The 17,315-nt window shown below is 39.4% G+C and carries 16 protein-coding genes and 1 pseudogene; all 17 read left to right on the top strand.

The window, feature by feature from the left end:
- Window positions 1-18 precede the first annotated feature (18 nt).
- Window positions 19-1,308: an ABC transporter permease gene (locus AC504W_RS12870; RefSeq protein WP_494878101.1), complete on the top strand. Its 1,290-nt coding sequence runs from the start codon at window positions 19-21 to the stop codon at window positions 1,306-1,308.
- A gap of 98 nt (window positions 1,309-1,406) precedes the next feature.
- Window positions 1,407-2,078 carry an ABC transporter ATP-binding protein gene (locus AC504W_RS12865; RefSeq protein WP_494878099.1) on the top strand — a complete coding sequence of 224 codons (672 nt, stop codon included), beginning with the start codon at window positions 1,407-1,409 and terminating at the stop codon, window positions 2,076-2,078.
- Window positions 2,079-2,212: 134 nt separating this feature from the next.
- Complete coding sequence (locus AC504W_RS12860; protein WP_494879639.1) at window positions 2,213-3,601, top strand: TolC family protein; 1,389 nt, start codon at window positions 2,213-2,215, stop codon at window positions 3,599-3,601.
- A gap of 49 nt (window positions 3,602-3,650) precedes the next feature.
- On the top strand, window positions 3,651-4,373 hold the full coding sequence (locus tag AC504W_RS12855) for a dienelactone hydrolase family protein (protein WP_494878097.1): 723 nt from the start codon (window positions 3,651-3,653) through the stop codon (window positions 4,371-4,373).
- Between the two features lie 225 nt (window positions 4,374-4,598).
- On the top strand, window positions 4,599-6,776 hold the full coding sequence (locus AC504W_RS12850) for a PAS domain-containing hybrid sensor histidine kinase/response regulator (RefSeq protein ID WP_494878095.1): 2,178 nt from the start codon (window positions 4,599-4,601) through the stop codon (window positions 6,774-6,776).
- 190 nt (window positions 6,777-6,966) lie between these two features.
- A complete protein-coding gene (locus AC504W_RS12845; protein WP_494878641.1) occupies window positions 6,967-7,659 on the top strand; it encodes an MBL fold metallo-hydrolase in 693 nt (230 codons plus the stop codon).
- Window positions 7,660-7,797: 138 nt separating this feature from the next.
- Window positions 7,798-8,343, top strand: coding sequence for a rhodanese-like domain-containing protein (locus AC504W_RS12840; RefSeq protein ID WP_494878094.1), 546 nt, complete (start codon window positions 7,798-7,800; stop codon window positions 8,341-8,343).
- Window positions 8,340-9,218, top strand: coding sequence for a sulfite exporter TauE/SafE family protein (locus AC504W_RS12835; RefSeq protein WP_494878093.1), 879 nt, complete (start codon window positions 8,340-8,342; stop codon window positions 9,216-9,218). The genes AC504W_RS12840 and AC504W_RS12835 overlap by 4 nt, the downstream gene beginning before the upstream one ends.
- 328 nt (window positions 9,219-9,546) lie before the next feature.
- A complete protein-coding gene (locus AC504W_RS12830; RefSeq protein WP_494878092.1) occupies window positions 9,547-10,296 on the top strand; it encodes a hypothetical protein in 750 nt (249 codons plus the stop codon).
- Window positions 10,297-10,339: 43 nt separating this feature from the next.
- Window positions 10,340-10,564: a hypothetical protein gene (locus tag AC504W_RS12825; protein WP_494878091.1), complete on the top strand. Its 225-nt coding sequence runs from the start codon at window positions 10,340-10,342 to the stop codon at window positions 10,562-10,564.
- Window positions 10,565-11,036: 472 nt separating this feature from the next.
- A complete protein-coding gene (locus tag AC504W_RS12820) occupies window positions 11,037-11,585 on the top strand; it encodes a hypothetical protein (RefSeq protein WP_494878089.1) in 549 nt (182 codons plus the stop codon).
- A 263-nt stretch (window positions 11,586-11,848) separates the two neighbouring features.
- Window positions 11,849-12,193: an ArsR/SmtB family transcription factor gene (locus tag AC504W_RS12815; protein ID WP_494878087.1), complete on the top strand. Its 345-nt coding sequence runs from the start codon at window positions 11,849-11,851 to the stop codon at window positions 12,191-12,193.
- 324 nt (window positions 12,194-12,517) lie between these two features.
- A pseudogene (locus AC504W_RS12810) lies at window positions 12,518-12,688 on the top strand (Photosystem Q(B) protein 1); the annotation flags it as partial.
- A 65-nt stretch (window positions 12,689-12,753) separates the two neighbouring features.
- Window positions 12,754-13,647: a transposase gene (locus tag AC504W_RS12805; protein ID WP_494879638.1), complete on the top strand. Its 894-nt coding sequence runs from the start codon at window positions 12,754-12,756 to the stop codon at window positions 13,645-13,647.
- A gap of 184 nt (window positions 13,648-13,831) precedes the next feature.
- Window positions 13,832-14,209: a transposase family protein gene (locus AC504W_RS12800; protein ID WP_494878083.1), complete on the top strand. Its 378-nt coding sequence runs from the start codon at window positions 13,832-13,834 to the stop codon at window positions 14,207-14,209.
- A 126-nt stretch (window positions 14,210-14,335) separates the two neighbouring features.
- A complete protein-coding gene (locus AC504W_RS12795) occupies window positions 14,336-15,061 on the top strand; it encodes an NAD(P)/FAD-dependent oxidoreductase (RefSeq protein WP_494878082.1) in 726 nt (241 codons plus the stop codon).
- A gap of 41 nt (window positions 15,062-15,102) precedes the next feature.
- The gene (locus tag AC504W_RS12790; RefSeq protein ID WP_494878080.1) at window positions 15,103-17,283 is read left to right on the top strand and encodes a GUN4 domain-containing protein; all 2,181 of its coding nucleotides are present in this window, start codon (window positions 15,103-15,105) and stop codon (window positions 17,281-17,283) included.
- Window positions 17,284-17,315 lie beyond the last annotated feature (32 nt).

Raw genomic sequence — 17,315 nt, 5'->3', positions numbered from 1 at the left:
TGTTAGTCCAAAATTGCTATGGTGAAGAGTTTAGAAAAAATTGCCAAAATTCCCAAAATTCCTAGTAAGTCTACAGTACCGTTGACAGAAATATTATCAATGGCGGTGGAGACACTGTGGAGTAATAAATTACGCACCGGACTGACCATGCTAGGAGTGATTATTGGTATTGCTTCCGTCATAGCTATTACATCCGTTGGTCAAGGAGTGCAAAAAAGCGTTGAGAATCAAATCCAAGCATTAGGAACAGATGTATTACAAGTTTTAGCGGGTGCGCCTAGAAGTGGTAATGTCCGCCAAGGTTTAGGTTCTACCACTACCTTAACTTGGGAAGATGCCAAAGCCATAGCGCAACAAGCGCCATCAGCAGATTTAGTTTCGGCGTATCTTCAAAGGAATGCTCAAGTAGTATATGGTGGCGAAAATACTTCCACAACAATTTACGGCACAGACTTAAATTATCCAGACGCACGCAATACTCATCCTCAAGAGGGGCGGTTTTTTAATCAAGAAGAACTTGATTCTAGTAAGCAAGTTGCTGTGCTGGGGCCGACAGTCAAGAGAACGTTATTTGGCAATAGTACAAAAGTCATTGGCGAACAAATTCGCATTCAGGGAGAAACTTATGAAGTGATTGGGATCACAGAACCGAAAGGCGCTCAAGGGCCGATGGATAGAGATGACCAAATTTTTATTCCTCTAACTAGTATGTCGGGAAGATTGGTCGGGAATAATGCTTTAACAGGTGTGTCGGTAAGCGGAATTTTAATTAAATCTAGCAATCAGGACAAATTAGAAGCGGCTCAATTTCAAGTTACGAATATTTTGCGCTTGCGTCACGAAATTTATCCCCCACAAGTTGATGATTTTCGGATTACTAATCAAGCTGATATTGTTAGTACCTTCACTAATGTTGTCGGTTTATTTACAATTATGGTCGTAGCGATCGCCGGGATTTCTCTGGTGGTCGGCGGAATTGGTATTGCTAATATTATGCTGGTTTCTGTAGTAGAACGAACGCGAGAAATTGGCATTCGTAAAGCCGTAGGGGCAACTAATGCCGCTATTTTGAATCAGTTTTTAGCCGAGGCGATCGTAATTTCTATTGTCGGTGGTGGTATTGGTATGGGCAGTGGGATTTTAATTGCCTTTGTTGCTGCCAATATTTTTAAATTTCCTTTTGTGATTTCTTTTGCTTCAGTAATTGCAGGTTTTGGACTTTCATTATCTGTAGGTTTAGTTGCTGGTGTTATTCCGGCTAGAAATGCAGCAAAATTAGACCCTATTACAGCTTTACGTAGTGATTAATTTCATTAATAACAAAAAATTTAATAGTAGTTAGATATTAAAATAATAACTTACAAGTAAAAAGTAATAATTGATATTTTTACTCGGTACTAAATAATATGGTAAACATGATTTGGATGGAATCTATTACTAAAACATACCAATTAGGAGAAATGAGTGTTCCCATTCTCAAGGGAATTCAATTAGCCATTGAAGAAGGCGAATATGTGGCAATTATGGGTGCGTCAGGTTCGGGTAAATCGACGCTGATGAATATTTTAGGATGTTTAGATAGACCGACTAATGGTAACTATATTTTTGAAGGCAGAAACCTAACTACTTTTAATGATGATGAGTTAGCATATATCCGCAATCAAAGGATAGGTTTTGTTTTTCAACAATTTAATTTATTAGCACGGTCAACAGCACTAGAAAATGTGATGTTGCCAATGGTTTATGCTAACTTACCCAAAAGTAAACGGCGTGAAAGAGCCTTGGATGCGTTACGCAGAGTGGGGCTAGGCGATCGCATTCTCAACCGTCCTAGTCAACTTTCTGGGGGACAACAACAACGAGTGGCAATCGCCCGTGCTTTAGTTAATAGGCCTGCATTAGTTTTAGCAGATGAACCAACAGGTGCGTTAGATACAGAAACTTCTTATGAAGTGATGAATTTACTCACAGAATTAAACCAGCAAGGCATCACAATTGTGATTGTTACCCATGAGCCAGATATTGCGGCTCAAACTAAAAGAACCATCCGCGTGCAGGATGGTTTGATTGTCGGTTAAATTGGGCAATTACCTAATAATTAACCGCAGATTTAGCGGATATCCTCCGTTCAGGTGAAGTCAGACAAAATCAAATATCGTAAACTTTCTGTTTTACTCCCCATTCCCTATTTTCCCGTTAATCTCTAAACCTTATGCTGTCTTCTGTGCATTCTACCTGGGTTGTTGTGGCGATCGCCCTATTAATTTCTGCTGTGCCAAAGAGCGCCAATGCTCAAACGCCACCGCAGACACCGCCACAAAACTTAAATCCTAGTGCCAATCCTCTACAATTTCCCACTAAACCACAAGAGGTGCAGATTCAAACAACTGTCCCTCTAAGTTTGGCACAGGCTCTAGAATTAGCCAGACGTAACAATCGCAATTTACAAGTCACAATCTTAGAGTTAGAACGTAGTCGTGCTGCACTGCGAGAATCTCAAGCAGCTTTGTTTCCCACTCTTGATATCAACGGCAGTGTAACTAATAGTGGTAATGGTTTTAGTAGTAGTACTTCTCAACCTAGTACCTCTTTTAACGGTACAGCACAACTAAACTACAACCTCTACACCTCTGGTAGCCGTCAAGCAATTATTAAACAAGCTGAAGAACAGTTACGTATAGATGAATTAGATGTCGAAAACCAATCTAGAGAAATTGAACTCAATATCAAAACTCAATACTACAATTTGCAACAAGCAGATGAACAAGTCAGAATTAATCAATCTGCGGTAGCCAATGCTCAAGCCAGTTTGCGAGATGCTCAAGCCAGAGAAAGAGCCGGGATCGGAACACGATTTGATGTACTGCAAGCTCAAGTAAATTTAGCTAATGCCCAACAAGACTTGACAAATTCTCTATCAGACCAGCAAATTGCTCGTCGTCAGTTTGGGACTTTACTCAGTTTACCGCAGACAGTAGATATCACAGCGGCTGATACAGTAGCACTGGCAGGACTTTGGCAACCAAGCTTAGAACAAACTATTGTTGAAGCCTTTCAAAATCGCCCAGAATTGCGGCAACAAATAGCCCAAAGAAATATTTCTGAACAACAGCGACGACAGGCGTTAGCCCAGGTAAGACCGCAAGTTGGTTTAGTCACAAGTTATAACTTACTTGATCGCTTTAACGATAGTGTCAGCATTACTGATGGTTATTCCATTGGACTGCAAGCCAGTGTGAATTTATTCGATGGCGGAGCAGCCAACGCTAGGGCGGCGCAAGCTAGAAGTAATATTGCGATCGCGGAAACTCAATTTGCGAATCAGCGTGACCAAATTCGCTTTAATGTGGAACAATACTACGCTCAACTACGCTCTAACTTAGATAATGTGCAGACTTCTAGTGTAGGTTTAGAACAAGCTAGAGAAGCATTGAACATCGCCAGAATTAGATATCAAGCTGGTGTTGGTACACAAACAGAAGTGATTGAGGCAGAAAATGACTTGACCAGAGCCGAAGGTAATCGAGTTACGGCAATTTTAGATTACAATCGCGCTTTAGCTAATCTCCAACGTGCTGTTAGTGCTAGAGCCTCGCGCTAGGCATAAAGAATTATCATTAAAAATCAGTAGACTCTAGCGAAAATAGAAGATGAAAATTGCACAAACTGAGGTGCTGATTTCTACTTTATCTGGACAAATGCCTGCTGTCTTAATCACATCAGATCAGCCTGGACGCAAACCCGCTGTGTTGCTTTTGATGGAAGCATTTGGCGTGACCACACACATACAAGATGTCGCTGTCCGAATTGCTCATCAAGGGTATGAGGTACTAATACCAGATTTATACTATCGTGAATTGCCAAATAACAAATTTGGTTATGACGAACTAGAGCAGGCGATGGCTATGATGTGGCGGTTAGATTTCGGACAACCTTTGGAAGATGACATTCGCGCCGCATTGAGGTATTTGAAGTCTTTGCCAAATGTTGATGCAGATCGGATTGGAGTCACGGGATTTTGTTTGGGAGGTGGATTGACTTTTTTCACCGCTTGTAAGTTATCCAACCAAATCGCTGCCGCGGCTCCCTTTTACGGCATGGTTTTAGATGAGTGGATTGAGGCCGTTGCAGATATTACTGTACCTGTCTATTTGTTTTTTGGTGGTCAAGATATTTTTATTTCGAGCGCTCGCATTCAGCAAATCAACACTCGATTTCAAGAACTGGGCAAAGACTACCACCTCAAAGTTTATCCCGATGCAGGGCATGGCTTTTTCTGTGACGAACGCTCAGACTACAACCGCACCGCTGCCGAAGATGCTTGGCAGGAATTAATCGGATTCTTCGAGCAACATTTACATCCAGGGAAATAATATCGTGTTTGTTAAAAGACTTATCATACATACCGCAGGGAGCAGGGAGCAGGGGGAAAAAGAGTTTTGTCTTTCTGCACAGATATGCTGAATCATTAGTGATTTGCCAGATATGATATAACTTCATGAGAAGCAATGACAAAATCATCTTCCCCTAGAGAGATTGTTATGCAGAAAAATTAGGCTTCAATAGAAATAACCGTATATATATACGGACGGAGCCTTATGAAGCGGGATAGTGCAGGTAAATTTGTGAGTAATTGCGATGGTGAAACCAAACAGCGATTTAGTGTCACGCTGACTGCTACTGCATGGCAATTATTAGACGCAGAGGCCAGAAAGCAAGGGACTTCTCGCTCGGAAGTAATAGAACAGTTTGCCCGCAGTTTGACTCAGGAAGAAGAACCTGCATCTTCAACAAGCAGATTTGCGGCATTGGTGGATGACTTTAGTCATTGCCAACAAGCCGAAGATACCCTCCGACAAAGTGAAGAGCGACTGAGAATTGCTCAACAAGCTGCTAATGCTGGCGTGTGGGACTGGGATATTACAACTAATCAAGTTACCTGGTCAATTGAATATTATCGTCTTTATGGTCTTGATCCAGCCATTACTCAAGCTTCATATCAAAATTGGCTTTTGTCTATTATTGAACCAGACCGCGATCGCACCGATCAAGCAGCACGCCAAGCACTAGCACACCGCACCGACCTGAATGCCGAATTTCGCATTCTTCACCCCACCCAAGGCGAGCGATGGCTAACAGCAATTGGACAAACTTTTTACGATGACAATAATCAGCCAATACGGATGACAGGGATTGCATTGGATATTACTGAACGCAAACTTTCAGAAGCAGCTTTGTTGGAAAGTGAAAAACGCTATCGATATTTGGCTGAATCTATTCCTCAATTAGTCTGGACAGCAGATACAAAAGGGGTACTAATTGATGTTAATCAACGTTGGTGTAGTTTCACTGGGCTAACACTAACACAAGCACAAACTGAAGGCTGGCAAGCAGTTGTGCATCCTGATGATGCGCCGAGGCTGGGTGAAAATTGGGTAGTGGCTCAACAAGATGGAACTTACTATCAAGCCGAAGGCAGAATGCGCCGCGCCGATGGTATGTATCGATGGCATTTACATCAAGCTGTACCGTTAAAAAATGAACGGGGTCAGGTAATCAAATGGTTCGGTACCGCAACAGATATTGAAGACCAAAAACAACTAGAACAACAGCGTATTCAACTGCTACAACAAGAACAAGCTGCGCGGGAACAAGCTGAAACAGCTAACCGGATTAAAGATGAATTTTTAGCAGTCCTGTCCCATGAGTTGCGTACACCCCTCAACCCCATCCTCGGTTGGGCGCAGTTACTGCAATCCCAAAAATTAGACCCAGCCAAGACCAGGGAAGCCTTAAAAACTATCGAGCGCAATGCTAAACTCCAAGCCCAATTAATTGAAGATTTGTTAGATGTGTCTCGAATTTTACAAGGCAATTTGAGCCTCAATGTTAGCCCTGTGGATTTGACATTGGTAATTAAAGGTGCTGTCGAAACAGTCCGACTGGCAGCACAAGCTAAGTCAATTACCATCAAAACGATTTTGACCTCAAATGTGGGGCAGGTGGCTGGAGATTCTACCCGCTTACAACAAGTCGTTTGGAATCTGCTGTCGAACGCTCTGAAGTTCACACAGTTAGGAGGATTGGTAGAAGTTCGCCTAGAATGCTTTGACTCAGTTGCTCAAATTACGGTTAGTGATAATGGCAAAGGTATTTCTCCTGAGTTTCTCCCATTCATATTTGATTACTTCCGTCAGGCTGATAGCGCAACCACCAGAAAGTTTGGCGGGTTAGGTTTAGGACTAGCAATTGTGCGTCATTTAATTGAGTTACATGGTGGCACAGTTCAAGCTCAAAGCCCAGGAGAAGGACTAGGCGCAATTTTTACATTGAGGCTACCACTAATGCCAGTTCAAAGCCAAATCAACCAGCATAGTCAGCAGGTGAAGCCAGCCTTAAACTTAAATGGCATCAAGGTTTTAGTAGTTGATGATGATTTTGATAACTGTGAATTTGTCACCTTTGTGCTGGAACAGGAAGGTGCAAACGTAGTTATGGCAAGTTCTGCAAAAGAAGCACTCACAGCGTTGAGCCACTTCCCAGCAGATATCTTGTTAAGTGACATTGGAATGCCCCAGGTAGATGGCTATATGTTGATGCAGCAAGTGAGAAATCTGCCCCCAGCGCAAGGAGGAAATATTAAAGCGATCGCTCTGTCGGCTTATGCTGGAGAAATCAACGAAAAACAAGCCATCAACGCTGGATTTCACCGACATATTTCTAAACCTATAGAACCAGAAGAATTAATCACAGCAATTGTCGAATTAGTTGATTAAGGGCTGAAATATCCGCAGGGGGCGGGGAGCAGGAGTAAAGAATGGAAAATTGATAAATTTGGGTCATTTTTTTGGGAAGTGGTGTAATAAGGAGCCGAACTCAGGTTTTTTAGCTAAAAACTAGACAATATATAAATATTACTATATAGCAATATTATGAATGAGTTTAGTAAAACAGGAGTTAGCCATCGTGTTATTCCGACAACTATTTGACATAGATACAAGTACATATACTTACTTGATTGCAGATTTAACAACAAACACAGCGATTTTGGTCGATCCAGTTTTAGAACAGGTGGAGCGCGATCGCCAATTACTGCAAGAATTAGGACTAACTCTCAAATACTGCTTAGAAACCCACATCCACGCAGATCATATTACAGGAGCAGCGAAACTGCGGGAAGCAACGGGTTGTTTGGGAATTGTCCCAGAAAATGCCCAAGCTGTCTGTGCAGACAGATTTATCAAAGATGGTGAAGTATTAGAATTAGGAAAAGTGAAAATAGAGGCGATCGCAACGCTCGGTCATACTGATAGCCATAATGCCTATTTAGTTAACGGTACTCATCTACTCACCGGAGATTCGCTGTTCATTCGGGGTTGTGGACGCACTGACTTTCAGAGCGGCAATGCCGGGATGATGTATGATGCCATCACCCAAAAATTGTTTACATTACCTGACGCAACCTTAGTTTATCCTGGTCATGATTATCGAGGTAATACAGTTTCCACTATTGGTGAAGAAAAGCTATGGAATCCTCGGCTTGTGGGACGTAACCGCGAAGAATTTATCCAATTAATGGCAAACCTGAATTTACCCAACCCGAAAAAAATCATGGAAGCCGTACCCGCCAATCAGCGCTGCGGTGATGTTGCTGCGTAATCAAACACCATCTCTGCATCAAAACTTACGCAAAAACTCTCATTTCTCAATAATTTCTGTAGTTTGTCATTCCACCAATCAAGTTTTCCCTCCGCCCATATCTCTGCGTTTACAAATTCTCCTCAAAGTTAAATAATCATGACAACTTCTCATACACACAAATTACAAACCGTTGATGCTCCAACTCTCAAACAGTTGCTCAAGCAAAAAACTGTCACTCTAATAGATGTGCGTGAACCATCTGAGTATGCAGGAGAACATATTTTCGGCGCACAACTAATTTCTTTGTCCAAATTTGAGCCACGCAAAGTTCCTCAAAATCAAGACACTCAAGTAATTCTCTACTGTCGTTCTGGGAATCGCGCAAAAATGGCAGCGCAAAAACTCTTTGATGCTGGATTTACAGAAGTAACTCATCTTGATGGCGGTATAACAGCTTGGAAATCAGCAGGTTATCCCACCACAATTAATAAACAAGCCCCAATTAGTTTAATGCGGCAAGTACAAATTGTCGCGGGTTCTTTGGTGTTGACAGGCACATTACTCGGAGCATTGGTTTCTCCTTGGTTCTTGCTTTTGAGTGGCCTGGTGGGAGCCGGATTAATGCTGGCGGGAATTACAGATACCTGTGCGTTAGGAATGCTACTGGCTAAACTTCCTTATAATCAACGGAGCAGTGTATGACCTGGATAATTGGGCATTTACTAGCTGCTTGTATTGGGGTGAGTTTAGGTTTAATTGGTGGTGGTGGTTCGGTATTGGCTCTGCCAGTTTTAGTTTACGTTATGGGTATACCACCAAAATCTGCGATCGCTATGACTTTGGCGATTGTCGGTACTGTGAGCCTATTGGGTATCATTCCTCACTGGCGAGCTAAAAATGTGCAGTTTAAAACAGCATTCATTTTTGGTACTGCAACGATGTTGGGAGCATTTATCGGGGCAAAAATTGCCATGCTACCTGTCGTGACCGAAACTGTGCAAATGATGTTGTTTGCCATCATGATGTTGGTAGCTGCGGTGTTCATGATTCGTCGTAGTTCTCAAAAAATAGCCGCAGATGATCAGTTAGCTTTGTATCCCCCGCCAGTTTGTAAATATTGCTGGTTGTGGTTAATCACCGAAGGATTGGGAGTTGGGATATTAACTGGCTTGGTTGGTGTTGGTGGTGGATTTGCGATCGTTCCAGCTTTAGTACTGTTGGGCAAAGTACCAATGAAAAAAGCGATCGGTACATCGCTCTTGATTATTGTTTTTAATTCAATTGCTGGATTTTTGAGCTACTGGGGACATATTTCTTTCAATTGGCACTTAATGTTATCTTTCATTGTGGCGGCTAGTGTAGGAACTATTTTTGGTGCCTACTTGGCAGAGTTTGTTCCTGCTCATAGACTTCAGAAGAGTTTTGGTTATTTTTTGTTAGCAGTTGCAGCTTTAGTACTGATGCAGAACTTTCATAAGCCTCAGTCAACACGCGTATCTGGACACATCCCTGCAAAAATCACTCAACACTATTGTATGCAAACATACAAAAAAATTGCTCTCTTAGTTTTTTTCTAGATATGTAATACCGTTCCTCACAAAATCCTCACATTTTTTTCTTAAGCTTAAATATATATTGGTCATTACCAGTGCGGTGCGAAAAACTCTATCCTTTTCAATACCTTTGCCAATTTACGAGGGTGAGTTGATGTATAAACTCTTATTTCTCCGAGGCTGGGCAAAAACAATGAGTCCTAAAAATTCCTTCAAGGTTTTCCGGAAGCAATTTTTAATGTATTGCACGCAGTCTCAAGGGTTTTAACTTCCTAGCTACTTTGTAAGCTAAACGCTTATGTATGAGTAATTTTGCCGTTTTTGCCAAAATTTTTGTAGGCGGAAGGAAATTATGGAGTGTAAATTTGTTGTTCAAAAGCTAAAAGGTGGAAAAATAATTTCTACCAAAGACTATGCACAAAATAGTGAACATCCAGGTATTGAGACAATTGTTCGGGATAATTGGAAAGCTATTTTGAATATTGTAAAAGATGGAGTTATCGCATATTTTGGCTCAGGATTAACCAATTACAAGGAGGTTTATGAATCTGTTAAAATCATTTTATCTGGTTCTGACAAATCATATTTTACAAAAGGCTCTGAAATTTTTATTGAGGACAAATACACTTACGACAAAATACAAGTTATTTTTCAAGCATGGTCAGATGATGAACTCAAGAAAAATACATGCCGAGTAGTAAGTTTTCCTGAAGGAACAGCAAGATTATTGAGTGAGAAAAGTGAGGGAAAATTTTACGAAGCTAAGTTCATCTTAGATACTTCCAAGATGGAATCTAATAAAACTTATAGATTTATTGGAGGTGCACAAGATGATGGATTTTATTTTGATGTTTCAACGACAAGCCAAATAGATATTTTCTTCATCAATAATGATGTTAGCTCAAACAACTTAGTTAAAGATTACTACCTCGGTTGGCAACATAAAGAACATTGGGGATTTGCTACATTACGTCTTGTAAATGGTAGTGTGTTTGAAATCAAAGGCTTGGCATACAAAGATTATATTAGCCTTGCTCAAATGCTACGGCGCAACGTGAACCTACTTTATGATCAATTAAATGATCAGATCATAAAGACTTAAAAATCAATGGGTTTCCAAATTACCTAATTAACAAGAGGGAAAAATGTCAGATAAAAATATCAAGTTGTATTATCCTGGATGGTTACATAATATACACAAAGGTTTCATTACTCTGAAATTCGAGGATAACACTCAAATCGAGATTCGTGACTTACCCTATGAAGACTTTAATGCAATGGTAGATCTTTTACGTAACGAAAGTAATCTTTGGTATTCAGATGACCGAAATCTGCTTGCAACTCTGGCTCAAAAGCCAGGTGAAAACTGAATTGCTATGGCGTTTCTCAGTCTGTTGAGGGTTAGTTTCACAGTCTAAAGTTGTTCTGGAGCAGGGAAGTTTAGCTTACTTGATCCAATCGAAGAAAAAACTACATTAGGCATTGTATCACTTCCTTAGAGTGGCAGAGCTAAAGATATTTGGTTACTGCTGCTCAATTTATCTGTAGAGAGATCGCACTCTTTGAAGTAAATAAAATTAATTGTAAAAGCTTGCTGTTGACAAATTCGGTTTCCGAAATTTCTCATACAAAGCATGAAATATTTGTTCTTGCGTAAAACCTTTCACTGCAATGGGTTCAGAATCTACTTTGTAGAGAGTGATGGAAGAGCGATAAGATTCACATTTTGGAACACTTATTGAGCAAGATTTTCATACAATTCAGAAAATTAAACCAGTTGGATTATTTACTTAAAGTATTTTTCTCTAAAACACCAATAGACTTTAATATTAGGAGAAAGAGATGAAGAAACAACAGCAGATTAATAAAAGTTTTATAAGCCTTTCTCGGAAAGCTTTATGGATTACATTGTTGTTATTTACTACAGTTTTTACTGTCTTTGTTTCGTTATTTAAAGATTCTGTACAAGCTCAAAATGCGTCAATAGCGAATCCAAATACTTGTAATAATAATTTGTATCTGTATGTGTTACTGGGATTTATAGTTCTTGCTATTGCTGTCACACTTATTTTTTTTATTGTTACTTTTGGAAAAGTAATCCCAACACTTAACAAAGATGATCCTGACAAAACCTTAGAGGAACTGTTTCAAGTATTTTTTTCAAAAGATAGTAATACGCTTCAAATGTTTACTGTTGGTACATTAATTTTCTCTACACTTTTTCTGGCACTTACAGGTGCACTAAATGAAGGAGTTCTTGCTTTTTTCAGTGCTATTGGTGGGTTTGTTTTAGGAATTGCACGGAGTCCTCAACAGTCACCAAAGAATCACATAACTCAGACTTCCCAAGAAGGACAAGGCAATAAGGGTGATGATGAAAATAATAGGTAAATCAGGTTATATATGATGTAAGCTTTAGTGATCGCCTCATCTGACAACAAAATACTCACTTTCGCTTTGCAGATGTCTTTCTCTTTGGATAGTTCAACTATGCGATCGCATAGCTTTTATTAAGAATTCTACAAGGTTTGCATTTTCAGTAAGCTTTGGCATTGGCGTTCTTCTTGAAGTGTGATCGCTCAACTTTTTCTATTTGGAGTCCATTATTACTACTATATAGTAATATAATTAAACTAGTATAGTCAGTAATCATTATGTTAGAAAATTCACCTGCTGCCCTTGGGCCAATTGCTGATTATTTTAAGGTGCTTTCAGAAACTAGCAGACTCCAGGTTTTGTGCAGTTTAAAATCAGGTAGCAAAAATGTCTCAGAAATTATTGAAGCCACCGGACTGGGACAGGCGAATGTGTCCAAGCATTTAAAAATTTTGGCACAAGCGGGAATTGTTCAGCGTCGACCACAAGGGGTAAGTATTTATTATGAAATTGTCGATCCTTTGATTTTTGAAATCTGCGAATTGGTGTGCGATCGCCTCTCAATTCGTCTAGAGCAGCAATCAGAGCAGTTAAAACAACTAGAAGCATTACGTAGCCGTTGAAATCGAATACCAAAAGTCAAATGCCACATCCGCCAGTGTTATGGAGTTCAATCCTGAACTCTATAACACTGGCGGATGTCTTCTACATTGAGGCAGCACAGTTTGGTAACTATAGCAGGAGGCAGGTGACAGATGACAAAGTTAAAAGCCTTTTGCTGTCTAAGTTTCATTATTTACAGATGTCCTAAGCAACTTGGCTACTGCTATAACGTCAAGTATGAAGTTTAATATTTTTATTGACTATATAACCAATAAGTTATATAGTTGAATAATAACAAGAACACCTTGTTAATTTTACACCATTCCATTCACATTCATAGAACAATGACAACGCTTATAAATCAGCGCAGTAGCACTAGTTTATGGGGAAAATTCTCTAACTGGATCACCAGTACAGAAAATCGAATGTATGTCGGTTGGTTTGGAGTCAGCCTGATTCCGACTGCTTTAACTGCTGCGATCGTCTTTATCCTTGCATTAGACTTGTCCGGAATATTAACTTAGGAAAAGAAAAATGGTAAAACGTTAAATTGAGCGTCTACCATTTTTCAATATTAGTTATGGTTTTTGATTATATCCAAAAGTATCCACACCGGACAAAACAAATTTTAGGAATTAGTTATGAACAGTTACAATCGCTATTGAATTGTGCGATAAAACGTCACCAAGAAATTAAAACAAAACTCCAAAGCCAAAAAATTAGAATTAATGTGGCTGGTGGTGGTCGTCCCGAAAAATTGTCAACCGAAGAACAAGTATGTTTATGCCTATTTTATCTCAGACAGATGCCAACATTTCAAGTGTTAGGAATGTTATTTGGCGTATCTAAGACAGAAGCCAACGATACTTTTCATTATTGGATACCAATCTTACGAGATATTTTACCTGCTAGTTTATTAAAACAAGTCTCAAATGATGAAAACGACTTACTCTTTGTTCAGGAAGTATTAACCAATTTTAGGCTATTAGTCGATAGCCTAGAACAGCCAATATATAGGGACTCTGACCAAAAAGAACAACAAAAATATTTTTCTGGTAAGAAGAGACAACATACATTGAAAAGTCTAATGTTTGGGATGCCAGAAGGGAAAGATATTGTGGAAGTAGAAGTAGGAGTCCCTGACCCAACAGCAGATATAAATTTGTTTCGAGGCTCTCAAAATAAATTTGATAAGTCTCAACCTTTTTCAGGCGATAAGGCTTTTCAAGGTGGTGAAAACATCATTACTCCTCATAAAAGGAAACCGCAGCGAGAATTAAATCAACAGCAAAAAGATGAAAATAAGGCTTTGTCTAGTAATCGGATATTTATTGAGCATTTGATTCGATTACTTAAAATATTTCGCATAGCCTCACAAAGGTTTCGATTAAAGCTCGATACTTATGAGCAAATTATTTTAACAGTTTGCGGATTAGTTAGGTTAAGAATCGGTAGCTTAGTTCTGCCAACTTAGTTACTAGCAATAATCATAAATTTTTAGAAATTAGGAGTTGATTTTTATGCCTCTAAACTATCACTAACTATCTCAAACCCTTGTAACTGCGTTTTGACGCAAATATCAAAGTTTTGTCTCAAAGCTTTGAACCGTCTGCCTTTGGAGTTTGCGGACAAGTCTATTAAAAAGTCTAATGATTGGGATGCCAGAAGGAAAAGATATTGTTGAGGTTGAAGTAGGCGTTCCTGGCCCAACAGCAGATATAAATTTGTTCCGCGACTCTCAAAAAAATTTTGATAAGTCTCAACCTTTTGGAGGCGACAAGGCTTTTCAAGGTGGCGAAAACATTACTACTCCTCATAAAAAGAAACCGAAGCAACAATTAACCGAACAACAAAAAGCTGAAAATAAAGCTTTGTCTAGTAATCGGATATTTATCGAGCATTTAATTCGACTACTTAAAATATTCCGGATTGCCTCACAAAGATTTCGCTTAAAACTTGAGACGTATGAGCAGATTATTTTAACAGTCTGTGGGTTAGTGAGGCTAAGAATTGGTAGCTTAATTCTGCCAAATTAGCTATTAAAAATAGTCTAGAAATTCTCAAAAAAAGGAGTTAATGTTTATGCTCCTAAACTAACAGTAACTATCTCAAAGTCTGATTACTACGTTTTTACGCAAATATCAAAGTTTTGCCCCAAAGCTTTGAACAGTCTGGCTTTGGAGTTTCCGGACAAGTCTAATGCAGCGCTTACCGAGATTAGTCCGCAAAAGATTACCTTAGCAGATGGTCGAATTTTGCCTTTTCAATACTCAATGCTGATTCCACCTTTTCAGGGCGCACCATTTTTAAGGTCAGCACCAGGGTTAACTGATGATAAAGGTTTGGTGCCTATTTTACTAACATACCAACATCCAAAGTTTCCCTCAATTTATAGCTTAGGTGTAGTGGTGCAATTAACTCCGGCAGAAAAGACACCTGTGCCAATTGGTGTACCGAAAACTGGACAAATGACGGAAGCAATGGGAATGGCTGTAGCGCATAATATTGCTAGGGAATTAGGAGTGATTCAAGCCTCCTCAGTAACACCAACCCTGGAAGCAATTTGTATGGCAGATTTTGGTGATAGAGGGATAATTTTTATTGCTGCACCAGTATTACCAGATTCTGTAACGGGAAAACGCCGGATTGCTGTAGCGAAACGGGGTCGTTGGGTAAGTTGGCTCAAACTAGCTTTTGAGACATTTTTCTTAACTAAAATGCGTTTGGGGATGTCTGTACCTTGGTTTGAGCGTTGGGGTTTGCGAATTTTGGGTTTATCTTTAGTGGAACCGCTTTCAGATTCGCCCAGGTTGAGTGTAGAAGATATTGCCCATAGTAAGCGATCGCCAAAGCCAAACACATTACCTGTCAATGATAGGTTTCTCTAGATACAATGCACTTAGCCTTCTTGTTGAGGAATATCTCATAGATGTGTCCAGTTGGTGTTCGGACTAGTAACTCTACACGTAACCTCGAAACTGGTGCAGCCAAGCTTTGGCTGCTACTAGTAGGAGTCAATCAATATCAGGATGAGCGTATACCTTCCTTAAGTTATTCTGCACAAGATTGTCAGGGTTTAGGTGCAGCTTTAAGTGCAGCAACTGAGGGATTTCCGCAGAAAGAATTACGAATTTATTGTGATTATAGTGAGCATCTACCGTTAGTAGAAAATGTCCGCAAAAGTCTGCAAGAAATTGCTGCTGCGACTAAAGCAATAGATACAGTTCTCGTTTATTTTTCGGGTCACGGGATGTTAGAACCATCTAGCCAAAAGGTGGTTTTATGTCTGCAAGATACTCAACAAGATAATTTAGTTAAAACTGGGTTGCAATTACAAGAATTATTGCAGATATTAGAAAATTGTGCCGCACAACAGCAATTAGTTTGGTTAGATGCTTGTCATAGTGGTGACTTAACTTTTGTCGGGTCAAAGGGAGACAAAAATGCTTTACTAAATTCGACACAAGAATTAGTAGAAATTTTGCGACAAAGGGCAGCACAAAGAAAGGGATTTTATGCTTTATTGTCTTGCGATCGCGGTCAGCAATCTTGGGAATTTCCCCAATTAGGTCACGGAGTTTTCACCTACTATTTAATTCGCGGATTACGAGGAGAAGCCGCAGATTCTCAAGGAATCATTGAAGCAGATGGATTATATCGTTATGTTTATCATCAAACTTTAGCATATATAGATAAAGCCAATCAACAATTGCGTGTAATTAATCAACTGAAAAAAGGTAGAGGAGATAATCAAATTCATTCAGAATATACTTTGCAAACACCCAAACGAATTGTTGAAGGTGTAGGTGAAGTAATTTTAGGACTAAAACCAAATCATAAAGGAATAGCACGTCATCCTCGACAAGGTTTAATAGTAGATGGAGTTTCTCAAATTAAAATTGCCTCGGCTTTAATTAAAACACTCAGTAACTCTGGCAACTTTGAAATTAATTATTGGACTGGGCGCGGTAATAGGACAAATTTAGATGTCCGCAAAGCTATTCAAAAGTGCTTACTCACAGAATCTTTTTCTGAATCACCCAAAGAATATCACATCAAAGAAACAGCAACTATATTTTTATATCTACACGGACAAATTCAAGAAACAGCTAAGGGTGAGTCAGTATTAGTGCTGGCTGATAATACCATCATCAATCGTTCTTGGTTAAGAAAACAATTACGTTTGTCTAAGTCACAACAAATTATTATTTTAGATTGTCCTTGTGCAGAAAGTAATATCCGTGATTGGGTAGAAGAATTACAAATAGGAACAGATGTAGGACAATGTTTAATTGCCTGTACTGCGCCACCTGATAGCAGTGAAAAATTTGCGTCTACTTTGTTAGAAATATTCAGTAAATCTAGTGAATATTCGGGTCTAACTGCTGCTAGTTTGATTACACAATTACAAATAAATTTAGCATCTACAGAAGTTAACTTATACTTTTGGTTATCAGGTTCCCAAGGCATTATTGAAGTTTTCCCAGAAAAAAATTCGTTGGTTAATGAAAGTTTTGCTCAACCAACTGAAGATATAGAAAATTTAAGTTCATCTTTAGGGATAGATTACTCTCAATTGCGAGATTTATTGCAAGCTGGAAGATGGTTAGAGGCAGATGCAGAAACTACCAATCTGATGTTAAAAATAGCTGGGAGAGAACAGCAGCGCCATCTTGATTTGCCGAGTTTAGCAAACTTACCTTGTGTTGATGTACTTACTATTGATCGCCTGTGGGTAAAATACAGTCACGGACGCTTCGGCTTTAGTGTCCAATATCGCATCTGTCAAAGCATTGCTAGTCAAGCATCTGACCCAGTATTATCTTTGATGCTTGGTAGTAATAAAGTTGTAGCAGCAGAAACTTGCATTGATTTTGCCAACCGTGTCGGCTGGCGGTTAAAAGATGCTTGGATAAGTTATGAGAACCTAACTTGGTCTGAAGATGCACCGATGGGATATTTACCGTTTTTTGGCTTTTTTGAGTCAGTTTGGCGAGTCAAACTCTTAGGCGTTTGGGAATGGCATAGTGCGATCGCTACAGCCAATTGGTGGCAATTATCCGTTAAGCTATTCTCACGACTAGAAGCTTGTCAAACTACCAAAATCTGAACGTTTAGGAGCGCTATATAATCTGAAGATAT

Source organism: Nostoc sp. C96, assembly GCF_059384975.1.
Note: the sequence above shows the minus strand (reverse complement) of the source record. Positions and strands in the feature narration are given on the sequence as shown.

Bases quoted from the DNA above. Each gene is read 5' to 3' on its own strand.
- AC504W_RS12840 (WP_494878094.1), top strand. From the start codon at position 7,798: ATGACAACTTCTCATACACACAAATTACAAACCGTTGATGCTCCAACT.
- AC504W_RS12835 (WP_494878093.1), top strand. From the start codon at position 8,340: ATGACCTGGATAATTGGGCATTTACTAGCTGCTTGTATTGGGGTGAGT.
- AC504W_RS12855 (WP_494878097.1), top strand. From the start codon at position 3,651: ATGAAAATTGCACAAACTGAGGTGCTGATTTCTACTTTATCTGGACAA.
- AC504W_RS12805 (WP_494879638.1), top strand. From the start codon at position 12,754: ATGGTTTTTGATTATATCCAAAAGTATCCACACCGGACAAAACAAATT.
- AC504W_RS12865 (WP_494878099.1), top strand. From the start codon at position 1,407: ATGGTAAACATGATTTGGATGGAATCTATTACTAAAACATACCAATTA.
- AC504W_RS12860 (WP_494879639.1), top strand. From the start codon at position 2,213: ATGCTGTCTTCTGTGCATTCTACCTGGGTTGTTGTGGCGATCGCCCTA.
- AC504W_RS12815 (WP_494878087.1), top strand. From the start codon at position 11,849: ATGTTAGAAAATTCACCTGCTGCCCTTGGGCCAATTGCTGATTATTTT.
- AC504W_RS12870 (WP_494878101.1), top strand. From the start codon at position 19: ATGGTGAAGAGTTTAGAAAAAATTGCCAAAATTCCCAAAATTCCTAGT.
- AC504W_RS12825 (WP_494878091.1), top strand. From the start codon at position 10,340: ATGTCAGATAAAAATATCAAGTTGTATTATCCTGGATGGTTACATAAT.
- AC504W_RS12850 (WP_494878095.1), top strand. From the start codon at position 4,599: ATGAAGCGGGATAGTGCAGGTAAATTTGTGAGTAATTGCGATGGTGAA.
- AC504W_RS12830 (WP_494878092.1), top strand. From the start codon at position 9,547: ATGGAGTGTAAATTTGTTGTTCAAAAGCTAAAAGGTGGAAAAATAATT.
- AC504W_RS12820 (WP_494878089.1), top strand. From the start codon at position 11,037: ATGAAGAAACAACAGCAGATTAATAAAAGTTTTATAAGCCTTTCTCGG.
- AC504W_RS12790 (WP_494878080.1), top strand. From the start codon at position 15,103: ATGTGTCCAGTTGGTGTTCGGACTAGTAACTCTACACGTAACCTCGAA.
- AC504W_RS12800 (WP_494878083.1), top strand. From the start codon at position 13,832: ATGCCAGAAGGAAAAGATATTGTTGAGGTTGAAGTAGGCGTTCCTGGC.